Below are 17,797 nucleotides of genomic sequence, written 5' to 3' on the forward strand. Positions count from 1 at the left end.
CCTCACGTTCGGTAGGAAGCATTAATTTTGACGTAATCATAAGAGAGGTCACAGCCCCATGCGGTCGCTTCTCCAACCCCATCCTGGAAGGTAACGCATAAAACAACCTCATCCTGCAATAAGTACTCTTTTGCCTCATCTTCACTAAATGTTACAGGAAGCCCGTTTTCAACGACTGGGATTGTTCCTAAAGAGACGCCTACTTTATTTGGATCAAGTGGCTGCCCACTATAGCCAATGGCTGTAATAATTCTTCCCCAATTTGCATCGGAACCGTGTATGGCCGTTTTTACGAGGTTTGAAGAGATGATAGCTTTACTGATAGCAGAAGCTGCTTCATCTGAGACGGCACCGGTAACTTTAACGGTAATGAGCTTTGTAGCTCCTTCTCCATCTCTAGCAATCTCTTTTGCTAAAAGCTCACAAACTGTCGCTAAACCCTCATAAAAGGTTTCCCATTCTGGGTGCTCCTCTGAAAGAATAGAATTCTCTGCTTTTCCATTCGCTAGTACGAGCACCATATCATTCGTACTCGTATCTCCGTCTACGGTAATCATGTTAAAGCTTTTATTCGTGATTCGCTTCAATGCCGTCGACAAGGCATTAGCCTCAACCTGTGCATCTGTTGTAACAAAGCTTAGCATGGTTGCCATATTCGGATGAATCATACCAGACCCTTTTGCAGCACCACCGATCGTTATCTCTTTCTCGTCAATCCAAACTTTAACCGCTACCGCCTTTTCCTTCGTGTCCGTTGTTAAGATTGCCGTCTCAAATTTATCCGCCCCATCATGTTCGGGTTCTCCAATTTCTGCTATTCCGCCTTTTATTTTATCCATCGGAAGCATTTCTCCGATTAAGCCTGTTGATGCTACCGCCGCATAATGCTGTGGGATACCAATCTTTTCTGAAAAGACTTTTCTCATTTCATATGCATCTAATAAGCCTTGCTCTCCTGTACACGCATTTGCAATTGCGGAATTAATTACAATGCCCTGAAGCTTCTGTTCCTGGTTTAAACTATCCTGCGTGACTTTCAATGGAGCAGCCTGGAACAAATTAGTTGTGTAAACCCCTGCCGCATTCCCTGGAACATCCGAGTAAACCCATCCTAGATCCAATTTTTGTTTACGTAAGCCACAATGTAGTCCACCAGCTTGGAAACCTTTCGGCGACGTTATACCCCCATTTTCTATCCATTGAATTTTTTGTTTTACCGTTGATTGCGCCATCCCTTGAATCCCCCTTATGGATAGACTGGCAATACGTCCAGTCCTGTTTTTTCATCCCAATTGTTTAATAGATTCATATTTTGAATCGCTTGACCAGCAGCGCCTTTTACGAGGTTGTCAATCACTGAAATGACCGTAACCTTTCTTGTGCGCTCATCAGATAGTATGCCAATATCACAATAGTTGCTCCCATACACTTCTTTCGTTGCTGGATAATTACCGTTTGCCCTAATTCTTACGAAGGGTGCATGTTCATAAAAAGCTTCATACATGTTAATAATGTCCTCCGTGGACTTTTGGACGGTCAAATCACTATAAATGGTTGCCATAATTCCCCTTGTCATAGGAATTAAATGAGTTGAAAAGGTGACATTTAGTAGCTGACCGCTTTCCTTTTGTAGTATCTGTTCAATCTCTGGAATATGTTTATGCTTCCCAAGTTTATAAGCTTTTAAGTTATCATTCATCTCAGCAAAGTGAGTCATTAAGGAAGTACTTCTCCCAGCTCCGGACACTCCTGATTTTGCGTCAATGATAATCGTAGCAGGATCAACCCATTTCTGTTGAATTAGTGGAAGAATACCTAGCAAACTAGCAGTTGGATAACAGCCAGGGTTAGCGATGTAGCTCGCGTTTTGAATTTCCTCTTTATATATCTCACTTAAACCGTATGTTGCTTTACGCAAATAGGAGGGGTCTGCTGCAGTCGTTTCATACCACGTTTCGTAGACATCAGGGCGTTCCAATCGAAAATCCCCTGATAAATCTATACAGGTCACCCCTTGATCCATTAGGCTTGGAGCAATCTCTTTACTTACACCTGGCGGGGTGGCAAAGAAAACAAGGTCAACATTTTTCTGGAGCTCACCTACATTTAATTCATCCATTTGTATCTCCCATACATCCTGCATATGGGGATACACGTCAGAAACCTTCTTACCCGTCTGGGAATGAGCAATCACAAGTTCTAAGGTTGCATATGGATGGTTATTTATAAACCTCATTAATTCGACTGCTCCATACCCCGTTCCTCCAACAATCGCTACTTTCACGAAAACAGCCTCCTACATAATCGTTTTGTGATTTATAATTATACTTTATAATGTATTTTTATACAACATTACATAAAAAATTTTTGTGAAATAATATATCAAAAGACTGGCAAGGAAGCGATGCGTCTTGTAGCAAAAATAAAAAGCGATTGGATGTGCTCCAATCGCTTTCCTTTATGCTTTGACTTGGTTTTCTAGAATCCCAATTTCTTCAATCTTTAAAGTTACAGTATCCCCATCTTGTAGAAACCTTGGCGGATCCATAGCAAATCCAACTCCATCTGGTGTTCCCGTTAAGATTATGTCTCCAGGCTGGAGGGTGATTAGTCCTGAAATAAACTCAATTAAAAACGGAATATCAAAAATTAAATGCTTCGTATTAGAAGACTGTCTTTCTTCTCCGTTTACATATGATTTTATCTCAAGCTGGGAGGGGTCTGGGATTTCATCCTTTGTTACAATCCACGGACCAATCGGTGTACTCTTATCTAATGTTTTACCTTGTAACCATTGTGGTGTACGCTTTTGAAGGTCTCTTGCAGACACATCATTTCCAATGGTATAACCCGCTACATAATCGAGCGCTTCTTCTTTGGTTACTTCTGAAGCTTCCTTTCCAATGACAACAGCTAGCTCTACTTCATAGTCTAATTGGTTCGTTTTCTCCGATTTTTGAATAAAGTCCTCTGGACCAATTAAAGCATTGGAGAATTTAGCAAAAAGCACTGGATACTCCGGGATTTCACTTTTCATTTCCGCAACATGCTCTTTATAATTTTTGCCTACACAAATAATTTTAGATGGATTCAAAACTGGTGGACCAAAAATAACATCCTCCCGTTCGAAGGTTGCATCATGCACCGTTGCTTTTTGCAAATAAGAATACGCCGTTTGGCTATTTTCTAATGCATTATGACCTAACGCAAAAAACTTCGTTGGATTAGATGGTAACAGGTATTCTGCGGAATTGACATCCGATGAATGGTTACTTTCTAAATATTGCCTATACACTTCATTCAAATCATAGATATTATCTTGAAAAAGTACTCCCATTCGATAGGAACCGAGTCCTTTTTTCGTCTTATATGTTACGAGCTTCAGTATCCTCACCCCTAAGTAATTTACAATACATTTACATAGACCGTTGCTTCTAAATCTATCGGAATAGCACCTATAAGTCAATGAATATTACATGAGGGAAATGATTGTATTTTAGAGACAAGAATAGGCTGAGACAAAAGTATAGGAAGCAATGAAAAAACGAACAATTATAAATAGTGGCTATACCTCGCGCCGGAAATATACGACGCTTTCCGTGGGCGGCTAGTGAGCCTCCTCGTGCTGACGTACGGTGGGGTCTCACCGGTGCCTTTCCTCCCGCTGGAGTCTACGTATATTTCCGGAGCTAGTATAGGCTGTTGTTCGGCTTTTTGGCATATCCTCTTTTCGTTATGTCCCAGCCTCTTTCATAAATATGATTTTACAGTCTCTAAATCTGGCAATGCGGTCATTGCTCCTTTTACAGAAGCAGCAAGTCCACCAGACACACTAGCAAACCGCGTCATCTCCACCGCCTTTTCTATGGATATAGAATGGAGAGATTCTTCATACTCATGCATGCAATAAAGAATACCAGACACAAAAGCATCCCCTGCACCCGTGGTGTCCACCGCGTTCACTTTCATAGCTTCCACTCTGGAGATACTGTCTTGAACCGCAACAACACTTCCTTGAGAGCCGCGTGTAACGAATAGTATTGGAATATCATATGATTTGAGGGCTTGAATTCCTTTATCCAGCTCATTTTCACTCGTCAGAAACTCGAGCTCTTCCTCTGATACTTTCACGATATCTGCGTAGGGAAGCATATTAATGATTGTTTTCTTAGCTTGTTCTGGAGAATCCCATAAAGCCAATCGGAGGTTCGGATCAAAGGAAACGAGAACCCCTTCTTGTTTGGCCAGTTGAATGGCCCGTTCTGTTGCTGTTTTAATCGGATCTGCAATAAGGGAGATGGAACCAATATGCAGGATTTTGTTTTGTACGAGTTGTCTTTCGTCTAATTCATGAACCTCTAATAGCTCGTCCGCTCTTGGGTCCACGAAAAAATCAAAGCTCCGATCACCAGATTTATCAAGTGTAACAAAAACGAGACCCGTCTTGTTTTCCATAGAGAACACCATTTGGTCGGTATGGACCCCATATGCAGCCAGCGTTTCTTTCAAGAAGTGACCGAGGACATCATCCCCTACTTTTCCTATAAAAGTCGTTGGCACACCTAGTTTTGCCAATCCTACCGCTACATTTGCCGGAGCGCCGCCTGGACTTTTTATATACTCAAGATTCTTAGCATCTTTCGGAATAAAGTCGATCAACGCTTCTCCTAAACTCACAACACCCTTTTTCATTGTACCAACCTCCATCGTCCTACTTACTTAAGTATAACAAAGCTGCATTATAAAAAGCCCTACAATTAGCAGAGCTTCCTTCGACACAATTCGGGTCGTGCCTGTCACTTCCCGGTTTCGACAAAAACCGGGAAGTGACAGGCACTCACAATACTTTGCTGAGGAAGGTTTTGGTTCTTTCGTTTTGGGGATTACTGAATAGTTCTGACGGGACATTTTCTTCTACGATAAATCCTTCATCCATAAAGAGAACGCGATCTCCTACTTCTCTCGCAAATCCCATCTCGTGTGTGACTACAACCATCGTCATCCCTTCTTTTGCTAGCTGCTTCATGACCTCTAATACTTCCCCAACCATCTCAGGGTCTAGTGCGGATGTCGGTTCATCAAACAACATAACCTTCGGCTCCATTCCTAACGCACGCGCAATCGCTACCCGTTGCTTCTGTCCTCCGGATAAGGAATCGGGATATGCATATGCCTTCTCCTCTAATCCAACCTTACGTAAAAGCTCTAACGCCTTGTTCTCCGCTTCTTTTTTTGTCCACTTGCGTACTGTAATCATGGCTAACGTAATATTTTCCAAAACCGTTTTGTGTGGAAATAAATTAAATTGTTGGAACACCATGCCTACTTCCGTACGGATTGCATTTATATCTACCTTTACACCTGTAATATCGACACCATCGATACTCACATGGCCTTCGGTTATAGATTCGATCAAGTTTAAGCACCGTAAAAAGGTAGACTTACCCGACCCTGATGGACCGATAACAACTATCACTTCTTGTGACTTTATTTCTACACTAATATCTTTTAATACTTCTAAAGAACCAAATGATTTTTTCAAATGCTGTACAGAAATCATTCTGTTGCAAACCTCTTTTCCATGAAGTTTAGTAAATACGTAAGTAACAGTGTTAATACTAAATAAATGAGTGCCACACTTAAATAGGGTTCCCATACACGATAATACTCTCCCGTAGCAGCACGTCCCCAGTAAAGAAGCTCAGGAACGGCAATGATAGCACCAAGGGAAGAATCTTTTAGCAACACAATAAATTCATTCCCTAACGGTGGAATCATACGTTTAAACGCTTGCGGTAAAACCACATAACGCATGACTTGTACTTTGTTCATCCCAAGTGAATGCGCTGCTTCCGACTGACCACGATCAATGGACTGAATTCCCGCCCGAAAAATCTCTGCAATATACGCTGCTGCATTTAACGCTAACGTTGTCACTAATGAAGTAGTTGCCTCAAAGTCACCGAATGCCGGCAATACAGCAAAGTGAAATAAAAATAACTGTACAAGCAATGGTGTTCCACGAAAGAAGTTTATATAACAAACAAAAGGTAAGCGTACAATCCACAACTTAGCCATTTTTCCAATCCCTATAAACAAGCCAATGAAACATCCAATCAACGTACCCAATATAGATGTCCAAATCGTAACAAACATTCCTTCCATCAGGAATGGAAGATACTCTACAATAATATCCCACCGAAAATCCATATGACGTCTCCTTATGTGTTATTTATCTATTCCGTTTTAACTAATCTATGACCTTGTAAACTATGAAAGAGAAAAAGTAGCGAACGCTAACGTTACGCTACTTTCATAACCCACATTACTTATTCAGCTGCGGCTTCTAATAACGCTTCTGTATCTGCCTCTGCTCCAAACCATTTTTGATAAATATCCTGATAGGTTCCATTTTCAATAATGGTTGTTAGAGCTTTATCTAGCTCTGCTTTTAGTTTACTGTCTTTCGGGAACATGAAGCCATAGTATTCTGCATCAAAATTCTCTTTATCCGTAATAGATTCCACATTAGCATCTGGGTTGTTTTTCACGTATTCATTAGCTACTACGTTATCCGTCACTACTGCTTCTACATCTCCATTAGCCAATGCCATAAATGCTACCGCAGTCGTTTCATATTTCAGCATGTTATCTGCATTTTTCCCTACGATTTTCTCAGCGGCAGTTTGACCAGTTGTCCCGTTTTGAACTCCAATGGTAATTTCTTTGAGATCTTCAGCGCTCTGGATATTGCCACCTTCATTGAACACAATCATATGTGTCGATTCAAAATATGGTACAGAGAAGTCAAACGTTTGCTTACGCTCGTCGTTAATTGTAATACCAGAAACCCCTATATCTAGATCTTTCGCTTGAAGGGAAGCAAATAAAGGATCCCACCCTACATTTTCCAACTCGTATTCATAACCCGCCTCTTCCATGACAGCGGCTAGTAAATCGACATCAAATCCTACAATTTCTCCTTTTTCCATATATTCAAAAGGAGCAAATGCTGCATCTGTTCCCACTTTCAGTACTGGTTTTTCTTCTGTTTCTCCTGCTGCCCCGGAAGTTTTAGAGTCTGTTGTTCCACAAGCAGCAAGTGTAAGTACACAAGCAAAAAGAATAAAACCTATAAATAATTTCGTCTTGTTTTTCATAAATATTCACTCCTGATGATTATTGATTTATAGAATAAATCAAATAATACTATCAAATTAGTATTTTTGCAATATATAAATTTATGTATGTTGAATTTTTATACTAACTTGTGAATAATAAATTCACAAATGATACGTGAGCAAGAAACTGCATACAATATATATACTTTTTTAACCATCACGTAAATCAGATGGTTAAAAAATCTTCCAAACAAAAAAACCAGGTAAGATAACATGCTATCTCACCTGATTTATAGTAATGTTCGGAGAAACTCTGTATAGGTTTTCGCTTTTAATAAACGCTGAACAATCTCTTCGTTATCCACAATGTTCCCTAGCATGTCGTACATATTTTGAAAGTTCTCGTTACTTTCTTTTTCGACACTTAATAAACAAACAAACTGAACCTTCTTATCTCCCCAAGTAATCGGTTTGTCTAATGTACAAAACGCTAAGAAGGTTTGTGACGTTAATGGACTTATTGGATGCGGTATCGCAACACTATTTCCGAAAGCTGTCGGTGCCATCTCTTCTCTCTGGAGAACAGCCTCTAAAAACCCTTCCCCCGCCAATCCTTTCTCCATAACTTGATTTACTAAATACTCTATCACCTCTTGCTTCGTTTGCAGAGGTTTTTGCAGAAAGACAAGTCCTTCTTTAATATATTGCGTCACATTCGTTTCTGTGTCTTGGATAAACCCTTCAATCCTTTGAAGATCTCCTTCTCCTAAGATCGTGTTCACCTCAATGACTGGAACCGGTAAAGTTTCGCGAATCGGAATCGAGCTAATAACAAAATCTACTTCGCTAAAATCTACGTTGTTTAACTTATAAAATTCTGTTGTTCCTAAGACCTTAATTTGGGAACCGAATTTCGCTTGTATCTTATAATTTAATAATTGCGCACTACCCATACCAGATGCACAAACAATTAGGCATCGTTTTGGTCCACTCTCTAGCTTTCTTCTTTCCATTGCAGCCCCAATATGGAGAGCAAGGTAACCAATTTCATTTTCATCTATTTTTGCTCCGACATGTTTCTCTAAAGCCATTCCAGCAATAATTCCTGCTTCAAAGGCTACTTGGTATTTCACTTTAATATCTTCAAGCATCGGATTTCGTATATTCATTCCGTATCGATACCGATTAATCGCTGGCTTTAAATGTAACCCAAGGCCCATAATAAGCTCTGTATCATGGCGAATACCTAGGTGTAATCGTTCCTCAATCGCATCCAGTACTGTGATTGTTAATTGATAGACTTCATCCTCTAATACATTCTCTATTTCTTTTTCACTCATATTGGACGTCGTGATCATCTTCGTCCCTAATAAATGAATAGCAATGTATGCAATCTCTACTGGCGGGAACTTAACCTGTAATACTTGTTCAGCTTGTCGTACAATCTTTTTCGCTACAATATATTCCTTTTGAGTAATTAATTTCTTTTAGGTCTGTCTTATATAACTGAACATGGTATCCAGATGTAATCCGTTTATATGCAATAGCTATGTGAACGAACAAATTATTAATCGCAATATCAGATAAGGTTATGTCATTTTCTTCAATCTGTTCAATGATGATATTCCATATTTCAGACAGTTCTTTTTCTCCAGCTAATGAAGAAAGATCGGATGACATAATGGAATTAGGTGATGTTTCCCCGTTTCGGTCAAAAATATATTTCAGACATACAAAAACGAAGCTTTACTTCGCTACCTTTAATTTTTAAACCGTAGTTAGGACGTTTCTCTAATGTAATGCCATACTCACTCAGAATTTCTTTTACACTTTTTAAATCATTTTGAATCGTGGACTTACTGATATGAATTTCGTCCGACAAATCATCTAGCTTTAAATAATCTTCGGCCAAGAGCAGCCGTTTAATCAGATATTTAACTCGCTCTTCTGGTAAGTTGGGCTGAAAAGACTCCGTATCATGTTTTTCCTGAAAGGTTTCTTGGAGAAACTTTCGGAATTGGTGTTCATTTTCTACTTCTAACTCATACCCCTTTCCTCTAATGGATCTAATACTTGCTCCATAGGAAGAAAGCAGATGGTCTAACTGTTTTAAGTCATCGCGAATCGTCCGGGATGTGACCTCTACTTTTCTAGCAAGATGGTCACTAGTTACAATGGTATCCGACGCCATAAGCTCCTGCAAAATCGTCGTTAAACGTGAATTCATGGTTCGCCTCCTTTCCCTAACATATCAGAAGGCCCCAAGTTATGGATAACTTGGGGAAAACTATTTAAACTCGTTCCTCGTGAAAAAATAGAGGTAAATACTCCTTATGAGCCTCTAGCATTTCATCTAACATTTCTTTTGCCACTGTATCTGATGGAACGAGTGGGTTTATCGTCATGGCTAATAACGCTTTATGGTAATCACCTGTTACGGCTGCTTCTGCTGCCACACGCTCAAATGACTTAATCTGTTGCACAAGTCCACGAACCGCAACCGGCAAGTCTCCAACCGCAATCGGTTTGGGTCCCTCTCTCGTAATCACACAATTCACCTCAACCGCTGAATCGTGAGGAATACTGGCGATTGCACCATTATTACGTGTATTTACTGGCTGAATATCATTCTTATCATTATAAATCGAATTAATCAAGTTACAAGCAGCATCACTATAATATGCTCCGCCTCTTTGTTCCAGCTGTGGGGGTTTTATATCCAACGTCGGGTCTTTATACAGCTCGAACAATTCTGCTTCTAATCCTTGAACGACTTCAGCACGCGTTCCCTTTTCGTTTAATTCCTCTGCCTGCTGTGCTAGCATTTTGCCTGTTTGGTAGTAATAGCGATGATACGGACAAGGAAGCACGCGAAGTGCTTTGATGAAGTCCGGTTCCCAACCAAGATCGACTATATTTTTCATCGTCATGGAGGCCCCACTGGAAAGAATATCAAGCACTTGGTCCGTCACTAGTTTTCCATCCAAATAGACATTTAAACCGTACACCATATGGTTTAATCCCGCGAAGTCTATATGAACACGTTCTGGAGCGACATCTAACATTTCCGCAACACCCATTCTCATCCCTACTGGCACATTACACAAGCCAATAGTTTTCTTGATGTTGCTATAGCGAAGTACCGCTTCGGTGACCATCCCTGCAGGGTTCGAGAAGTTTATTAGCCATGCATCTGGACATAGCTCCTCGATATCCTTACAAATATCTAAAATAACTGGGATGGTTCTTAATCCTTTAAATAAACCACCAGGTCCATTCGTCTCTTGTCCAATCACTCCATATTTCAGAGGGATTCGTTCATCCTTTGCCCGAGCATCTAACAAACCGACTCGAAGCTGAGTAGTTACAAAGTCAGCTCCAGATAACGCTTCTTTTCGATCCAAAGTTAGGTGAATTTCCATAGGGACACTGGCTTTTTGAACCATTCGCTTAGCCAGATTTCCTACAATTTCAAGTTTTTCTTTCCCTTGCGGAATGTCGACTAGCCAAAGCTCACTAATTGGTAGCTCCTCATACCTTTTAATAAAGCCTTCTACTAGTTCAGGTGTGTAGCTCGATCCTCCACCAATCGTTACAACTTTAATCCCACTCATTTTTATCCACCACCTCATCCATCGTTAAGAAAACCCTTTCTTTTTCTAGCAAAGCAAGGACGTAGTATCCCACGTCCTAATCTTTTAAAACCCGTTATTTTTCGCTACTTCTTTTATCCAATACGCACTCTTTTTTGCTGTGCGTTCTTTTGTTTCTAAATTAACAGAGAAGAATCCGTAACGGTTCTTATAAGCATTCATCCAAGACCAGTTGTCCATAAAAGTCCATAGATGATACCCTTTCGCGTTACAGCCCTCATGAATCGCTTTATGCAACCACGTTAAGTGTCCCTTAATGAAATCAATACGGTAGTCATCTTCAATTCTACCATCCTTCAAGAAGCGCTCTTCATTCTGTACACCCATTCCGTTTTCAGAGATGAATGACTCAATGTTACCGTAGTTTTCTTTCAGGTTAATCATAATGTCATAAATACCTTTTTCGTAGATTTCCCATCCACGATACGGATTCATTTTTCTTCCTGGCATCTCATAGTTGTCAAAGAACCAATCAGGCATAAACGGCCCATACGGATTTGGTAAGCTTTCTTTCGCCTTCACACGGCGCGGTTGATAGTAATTGACACCTAAAATATCCACCGTATTTTCTTTGAGTAATTGTTTGTCCTCTGCTTCCACAGTTGGAAGGTGTCCATGCTCTTTCAATACGTCAATTAATTCTTTAGGATACTCTCCAAGTACAGCTGGGTCTAAGAAGCTACGATTAAAGAATAAATCTGCAATATTCGCCGCTTTTAAATCTGCTGGATTTTGGCTTCTCGGATAAGAAGGAGTTAAATTAAGGATAATCCCAATTTTTCCATCTTTAATGGAGTGGTTCCGGAACGCTTTAATGGCCTTAGCGTTTGCAATCATTGTATTGTAAGCTACCTGAAAAGCCTTTTTCGCATCCACTATATTCGGATAATGGAAGTCATATAAATATCCACCTTCAACTGGCACAATTGGCTCGTTAAATGTAAACCATTTTGATACACGATCCCCAAACAACCCAAATGCTTTATTCGCAAAATCTACATATAAATCGATCACTTTACGATTTTCCCAGCCACCAATCTCTTGTAGTTCTAATGGCATGTCGAAGTGAAATAGGTTCACAAATGGCTCAATACCTTGCGCCAATAACTCATCGATCACGTTGTTATAGAATGTAACAGCTTTTTCATTAACCTCGCCTTCTCCTCCTGGGATAAGTCGCGACCAAGAAATCGAAAACCGGAAGGAATTGTGTCCAATCTCTTTCATTCTTGCAATATCTTCTTTGTACGTATGATAGAAATCAGATGTTGTTTGTGGACCTACTTCATCAAAGAAGCGGTTTGGCTCTTTCTCATACCAATAGTCCCAAATGTTTAACCCTTTTCCGTCTTCATGTGCTGCTCCTTCAATCTGAGTTGCAGATGTAGCGCTCCCCCACCAAAATCCTTCTGGAAACTTGTGAGTGATAGACATATAGTAAAACCTCCTGATTATTTGTTGCGATAAATTTCGATAATTTCAACGGCCAAGTCTCTTACCGTCATAGCGGTCATGAGATGGTCTTGAGAGTGAATTAATATAACATTGATTTGGTTCGCTTCTCCACTCGCTTCTTTTTGGAGAAGTTTCGTTTGAAATTCATGAGATTTTCCTAATTCTTCACTTGCTTCTTGTATTAATTCGTCCGCTCGTTCAAAGTTCCCTTCTTTTGCTTCCTGAATGGCTTCCATTGCAGAAGATTTTCCATTTCCAGCATAAAGAATGATTTGAAACGCTATTTCTGTAATTGCATCCATACTTTTCACCCCTGCGCTTCTATTTAAATGGTTATAGTTGTGTTTTAAAAATGGTTTATCTCCCACCTAAGGCGGGAGATAAACGTAAAAGTTTTATAGATTTTCAATTAGCTAGCTTTAGACTCGCTATCTCTGTTTTCATTTTCATAGTATTGCTTATCCATGATTTTAAGGAATGGCCACCAGATCAGGAACACAATACCGATGTTCACAAGCTGCATCACGGCACCTGCAATTTTACCACCTGTAGCGATGAATCCACTTAGTAAAGCTGGTGTAGTCCACGGAACGATAACACCTGCTGGACGTGGCACCATGCCTGTTGACATCGCGAAGTACGTTACAATTGCTACAACAACTGGTGCTACTAACCAAGGAATCAACACTAGTGGGTTCATAATAATTGGGAGACCAAAAATAATTGGTTCGTTTACGTTAAAAATACCCGCTGGTGCACCTAGTTTACCAAGTTCCTTCAATTGACGACTTTTTCCGATTAGGAAGATTCCGATAATGACTGCTAACGTCATACCGGATCCACCGATACCTACGATAAATGTATCGATGAACTGCTTTGTAACAACGTTTGGAAGCTCTGTACCAGCTTGGAATGCTGCTAAGTTTTCATCATTTAGTGCATACCAGATTGGATCAAATACAGAGTTGACAATGATTTGTCCGTGTAAACCGAAGAACCAGAACAATTGAATTAATAATACAGCAATAATAGTTGCTGGTAATCCACTACCAAGCTCTGTTAATGGAGCTTGAATTAATGTGTAAATAAAGTTTTGAACCGTTTCAAAAGAAGTATAGCTAAATAGAATACGAACTACTAAGAAAATGGAAAGTGTTAACGTAATAGGAATCAATGCGCTAAACGATCTAGCTACAGCATCCGGCACACCTGCTGGCATCTTGATGGTTAAGTTCTTTTCGGTAAAATATCGATATAACTCCGCTGAAATAAATGCTGTAAAAATACCTAAGAACATACCTTGAGCACCGAGAACAGATGTTGGAATAACTCCTCCAACCGCTTCTGTTGCACCACCGGAAGTGACATAGTCAATCGTTTGTGGTGTTAGGATTAGGAATGATGCGATGGCAACAACCCCACCATAAATCGATTCCCCTTTGTAATACTCTACAAGCTTATACCCTATTCCGATAATTACAAAGAGCCCCATAATACTTAAGGTAGCTGCAGATGCTGGACCTAATGTCGATTGATAAGTAGCGTAGGCATCTTCACCAATTAGTTTATCTAAGAACGGCAAGTTCGCAATAACAACGAAGATAGACCCAAAAATGATTAATGGTAAGGCTACCATAAATCCGTTCCGCAATGCTGTTAAATAACGGTTGTTGTTCAACTTATCCGCAATAGGTAACAGAACATTTTCTAGCATTTCCATAAATTTATTCATGGAACGTTTCCCCCTTTTTTCTTATTCGCCAATAAGTTCTAGCGCTTTATTCAATACAGCTTCTCCATCAACACGTCCGTATGAAACAGGATCGATGACATCAAGAGGAATTCCAACCTCTTCTGCTGTTACAGCAAATTTCTTCTTCATAAATCTCATTTGAGGTCCAATCAGAAGAACATCAGCTTTTTCCATTTCACTTGGTGCTTTATCTTGAGCCACTGCCCAGATTTCTGTTTCTATTCCTCTTGCTTCAGCAGCCTCTTTCATTTTGGAAACTAAAAGGCTAGTAGACATTCCTGCTGAACAAGCTAGTAAAATACGTTTCATGTTGATTTCCTCCTTCAATAATAGTTCTTTCTTGAAGCTACTTTTATTGTAGTGTAAAAGCGTTTTCAACAACACACATACTTTTTCCGTTGAGTAACGGAAATGATTGCAATTACGGTAATAACGTTTTGTGAATCCAAATGGCCGCTTGCATTCCATCCCCCATCGCAATGGTCACTTGCTCGGAATGTGCCACAACATCTCCCGCCGCCCAAACGTGCTCTACATTCGTCATTTTCGTTCGTTGATTAACGAGGACATGCTTATTCTTATAAAGCTCTACTCCGAGCTGTTCTGCAAGCTCTGAGTTTACTTTGTTCCCTCCAAATGCAACAAACGCATGGTTAGCCGTGATAGCTGTACCATCTTCAACAATTACTTGCTTAAATTGCGATCCATCGGTAATGACTTGCTTGATTTGCGATTCCACATATGTAATTCCCTTGCTCTCTAATTCTTGTTTCACCTCAGCACTTAATGGTTTTCTTTCATGATTAATGTACGTAAGATCTTTTGAGAAATAATGTAGAGTTATGGCCATATGTGCTCCAACATCTCCCGAACCCAAAATCAACGCCTTTTTATCTTTAATTTCATAGCCATCACAGTCTGGACATACGTAGACACTCATTCCTAAGCAAGCCTTTAATTCTGGCAGCAACGGAATTCGGTCCTTTACACCCGTTGCGAGGAGCACCCTTTTCCCAATAATTGAAGAATGGTTGCTTAACAAAAATTCAAACCCGTGCTCGATTTTTGTTATCTTTTTCACTCTATCATTTAAAAATTGAACATCTAATTCTTGTGCTTGTTTTTCTCCAGTGTCTCTAAGCTCTTGTCCACTCACACCATTCGGAAATCCGAGCACATTGTGATAACACCGACATAAATTAGAACGACCATCCTTTGCGTCAATGACCACCACATTGTGCTGGTATCTACTTAATTGAATAGCAGCCTGGAGGCCGGCAATGCCTCCTCCGACAATAACACAATCAAACATCAGAAACAGTCCCCTTTCTTTTCCCTTTGTTATTGTTCTCCTATTCGACCGTTCTATCCAGTTGGGAAATGCACAAAAAGAAAAACGCACAGATTTCACTCTGGCGTTTCGATTTAACAATTTCTGTTCTTTTTCAACTAAAGCTTCCGTCAACGAAATATTCCCTTATTTGTACTCGCTTACTTTGCGGAAGAACCTAGTTTATAAACTAAAGCTAGTCCTTAAAATGAATGGATAAATCCTCTGCTTTTTTCACTCTCACAAAACAATAAGAAGAATGACTGGTAAACTAATGAGACTTAATAACGTACTCGTTAACGTGCTGCTGGAAACAAAGTCTGGTTTAGTATGGAACTGCAACGCATACATCGTTGTGTTTGCAGCTGTTGGCATAGCTACCATTAAAATAAGTATATCTTTTATTAGTTCGTTTACCGGTAAAAAGAGTGTAAAGCAATAGGCGATAACCGGTGCAATCACCAGTTTAAGTATTAAAGCAAGAGAGAGCTTCACAGGTTCTAACTTTTTCAAAGATATCGTGGCTAGCTGCATCCCTAACACAATCATAATCGTAGGAATTGTGGCACTTGCTACCATATCAACTGCTGTCATCACTTGATTCCCAATGTTCACATGTAAGAATTGGAACACAATCCCGAGGAGAGCCCCATATATAATAGGTACTTTCACCACTTCTTTTAGCGGAGAAACACTGCCTTTTCCACCTTTAGCTGCAATATAAATACCGATTGTGCACATAATAAGCTGTTGAATGATCATTAGAATAACGGCATAATGTAAGCCCTCTTCTCCGAATACGAGCAACACAAGTGGTACACCGTAGTTTCCGTTATTCATGAACGTTGAAGCCAAAATAAAACCACATGTATTTCGGACATCCCATTTAGCCACATACCCGATCAAAACTCCGGCCATAATTAATGTTAGGCACAAAAGTAGTAGAAACAATCCTAAATATAAAAAGTCCATATTTAAGTCATTTTGATAAAACGTTCGAAAAGCAAGAAATGGCGACATTAAATAAATCGCCATGGTCGAAATTGGTTTAATTTCTATCTTCCAAAGCTTTCGACCGATATAACCGATTGCAAAAATACCAAAAATAGGAATCAATACTGTAATAAAGTCCATATATGTGCCACCTTTTTACTTCAGGAATAGAGAAGCCTTTCTCATTCTTCGTCTAATCAATTGATTAATTACTTCGGAAAACACAAGCCCAATCGCAATCGCTCCCGAAATCAAAAAAGCTTTCGCTGCAAGCTGCAAAGCGATGTTATACTCATTTTCCACAAAATTTCGCATGGCATCGTATGCTAATCCACCCGGAACTAACGGAATGATACCAGATACATCAAAAATGATAATGGGTGTTTTAAACACTCGAGCACAATGCTGACTAAGTACACCAACTAAAAAAGCTGCTGCTAATGTTGACGGTACTTCATCGACATGCTGGTACGCACTTAACCAATAATATAAAATCCATCCCAACATTCCAATCCAGCCACAATGAAGCAAGGATCGCTTAGGAGCATTAAAGAGGACACCAAAACCCGCAGCCGCAATAAAACTCGTTATCAATTGACCAAGCATTAAGGAATCCTCCTTTACAAAAATGATAATACGACGGCAATTCCTGCACCAATTGCAAAAGCGGTAAGGAAAGCTTCTGCACCTTTCGATAACCCCGCAACTAAATGTCCAACCATTAGATCTCGAACCGCGTTCGTAATTAATAGACCTGGTACCAACGGCATTACAGAACCGATAATAATCTTATCAATTTCCACTCCCCATTGAATGGAGACAAAGAAGTAAGCCAATACACCGATGATCATCGAAGCAAGAAATTCCGCAAAAAATCGGATTTCAATAAAACGATGAAAATAATTCGCAGCAAAAAAGCCAGTTCCTCCAGCAAGGAGAGCTGGGAGGAAATCAAACCAGCTCCCATCAAACATAATGGTGAAGCAACCACTGACAAATGCCGCCACAACCACTTGTATCCACAAGGAATAGACGTGAGAAGTTCGTTCGATTTTCTTCAATTGCTCCCTCGCTGCTTCTACTGTAAGCTTCCCACCTGTAAGCTGTCGAGAAATACTGTTCACTTCGTCGACTTTATGTAAATCAGTAGATCGTTCAGAGATTCTACTGAAGTATGAATTAGAGGTGGGTTCTATGGAAAAAAGAATACCAGTTGGTGTCACATAGCTTTGGGAATCTGTTATGCCCATCGCCTTTCCAATGCGGATCATCGTATCTTCCACTCGATGTGTTTCCGCTCCGCTTTTAAGCATAATTCTTCCAGCTAGCAAACAAATGTCCACGATGTCTTTTTCCTTTTGTTTATCCAACTCCAGCACCTCCATTACCGCACACTTTTGAATTATTACTATAACATGGTTTTGCACTAATTTCCCATAGTTGTACTTTAACCTTACAATTTGATTCATTCCTTTACAGTCCGTGAAAATTA

19 protein-coding genes are annotated in these 17,797 nt (G+C 39.9%); all 19 read right to left on the minus strand.

The window, feature by feature from the left end; translation table 11 throughout:
• Positions 1–2: 2 nt before the first annotated feature.
• The 19 genes from argJ to FN924_RS17635 all read right to left on the minus strand — a co-directional run bounded on the left by argJ (position 3) and on the right by FN924_RS17635 (position 17,690).
• Entirely contained in the window at positions 3–1,232 is a 1,230-nt protein-coding gene (gene argJ / locus FN924_RS17540) for a bifunctional ornithine acetyltransferase/N-acetylglutamate synthase (RefSeq protein WP_143896730.1), read from the minus strand.
• Between the two features lie 14 nt (positions 1,233–1,246).
• Positions 1,247–2,284, minus strand: coding sequence for an N-acetyl-gamma-glutamyl-phosphate reductase (gene argC, locus FN924_RS17545; RefSeq protein WP_143896732.1), 1,038 nt, complete (start codon positions 2,282–2,284; stop codon positions 1,247–1,249).
• Between the two features lie 174 nt (positions 2,285–2,458).
• A complete protein-coding gene (locus FN924_RS17550) occupies positions 2,459–3,337 on the minus strand; it encodes a fumarylacetoacetate hydrolase family protein (RefSeq protein WP_143897280.1) in 879 nt (292 codons plus the stop codon).
• 413 nt (positions 3,338–3,750) lie between these two features.
• The gene (locus tag FN924_RS17555; protein WP_143896734.1) at positions 3,751–4,692 is read right to left on the minus strand and encodes an aminoimidazole riboside kinase; all 942 of its coding nucleotides are present in this window, start codon (positions 4,690–4,692) and stop codon (positions 3,751–3,753) included.
• A 145-nt stretch (positions 4,693–4,837) separates the two neighbouring features.
• Entirely contained in the window at positions 4,838–5,560 is a 723-nt protein-coding gene (locus tag FN924_RS17560) for an amino acid ABC transporter ATP-binding protein (protein ID WP_143896736.1), read from the minus strand.
• Positions 5,557–6,210, minus strand: coding sequence for an amino acid ABC transporter permease (locus FN924_RS17565; RefSeq protein ID WP_143896738.1), 654 nt, complete (start codon positions 6,208–6,210; stop codon positions 5,557–5,559). The genes FN924_RS17560 and FN924_RS17565 overlap by 4 nt, the downstream gene beginning before the upstream one ends.
• Before the next feature lie 119 nt (positions 6,211–6,329).
• A complete protein-coding gene (locus tag FN924_RS17570) occupies positions 6,330–7,160 on the minus strand; it encodes a basic amino acid ABC transporter substrate-binding protein (protein WP_143896740.1) in 831 nt (276 codons plus the stop codon).
• 251 nt (positions 7,161–7,411) lie between these two features.
• Entirely contained in the window at positions 7,412–8,461 is a 1,050-nt protein-coding gene (locus tag FN924_RS19795; RefSeq protein ID WP_158634058.1) for a BglG family transcription antiterminator, read from the minus strand.
• Between the two features lie 88 nt (positions 8,462–8,549).
• On the minus strand, positions 8,550–8,801 hold the full coding sequence (locus FN924_RS19800) for a PRD domain-containing protein (RefSeq protein WP_143896744.1): 252 nt from the start codon (positions 8,799–8,801) through the stop codon (positions 8,550–8,552).
• 31 nt (positions 8,802–8,832) lie between these two features.
• Positions 8,833–9,348, minus strand: coding sequence for a BglG family transcription antiterminator (locus FN924_RS19805; RefSeq protein ID WP_143896746.1), 516 nt, complete (start codon positions 9,346–9,348; stop codon positions 8,833–8,835).
• A gap of 64 nt (positions 9,349–9,412) precedes the next feature.
• Positions 9,413–10,735: a 6-phospho-beta-glucosidase gene (locus FN924_RS17595; protein WP_143896748.1), complete on the minus strand. Its 1,323-nt coding sequence runs from the start codon at positions 10,733–10,735 to the stop codon at positions 9,413–9,415.
• An 84-nt stretch (positions 10,736–10,819) separates the two neighbouring features.
• Positions 10,820–12,208: a glycoside hydrolase family 1 protein gene (locus tag FN924_RS17600; RefSeq protein ID WP_143896750.1), complete on the minus strand. Its 1,389-nt coding sequence runs from the start codon at positions 12,206–12,208 to the stop codon at positions 10,820–10,822.
• Positions 12,209–12,225: 17 nt separating this feature from the next.
• Positions 12,226–12,531: a PTS sugar transporter subunit IIA gene (locus FN924_RS17605; RefSeq protein ID WP_143896752.1), complete on the minus strand. Its 306-nt coding sequence runs from the start codon at positions 12,529–12,531 to the stop codon at positions 12,226–12,228.
• Between the two features lie 107 nt (positions 12,532–12,638).
• Positions 12,639–13,961, minus strand: a complete 1,323-nt coding sequence (gene celB / locus FN924_RS17610; protein WP_143896754.1) for a PTS cellobiose transporter subunit IIC — start codon at positions 13,959–13,961, stop codon at positions 12,639–12,641.
• Between the two features lie 21 nt (positions 13,962–13,982).
• Positions 13,983–14,291 (minus strand): PTS sugar transporter subunit IIB, encoded by a 309-nt coding sequence (locus FN924_RS17615; RefSeq protein WP_143896756.1) that lies wholly within the window; start codon positions 14,289–14,291, stop codon positions 13,983–13,985.
• A gap of 112 nt (positions 14,292–14,403) precedes the next feature.
• The gene (locus tag FN924_RS17620) at positions 14,404–15,294 is read right to left on the minus strand and encodes an NAD(P)/FAD-dependent oxidoreductase (protein ID WP_323368629.1); all 891 of its coding nucleotides are present in this window, start codon (positions 15,292–15,294) and stop codon (positions 14,404–14,406) included.
• Between the two features lie 258 nt (positions 15,295–15,552).
• Positions 15,553–16,446, minus strand: coding sequence for an AEC family transporter (locus FN924_RS17625; RefSeq protein ID WP_143896758.1), 894 nt, complete (start codon positions 16,444–16,446; stop codon positions 15,553–15,555).
• Between the two features lie 15 nt (positions 16,447–16,461).
• Complete coding sequence (locus FN924_RS17630) at positions 16,462–16,911, minus strand: threonine/serine exporter family protein (RefSeq protein ID WP_143896760.1); 450 nt, start codon at positions 16,909–16,911, stop codon at positions 16,462–16,464.
• Positions 16,912–16,925: 14 nt separating this feature from the next.
• On the minus strand, positions 16,926–17,690 hold the full coding sequence (locus tag FN924_RS17635; RefSeq protein ID WP_143897282.1) for a threonine/serine exporter family protein: 765 nt from the start codon (positions 17,688–17,690) through the stop codon (positions 16,926–16,928).
• Positions 17,691–17,797: the final 107 nt, after the last annotated feature.

Origin of the sequence: Radiobacillus deserti, assembly GCF_007301515.1 — a bacterium.
Lineage (GTDB): Bacteria > Bacillota > Bacilli > Bacillales > Amphibacillaceae > Radiobacillus > Radiobacillus deserti.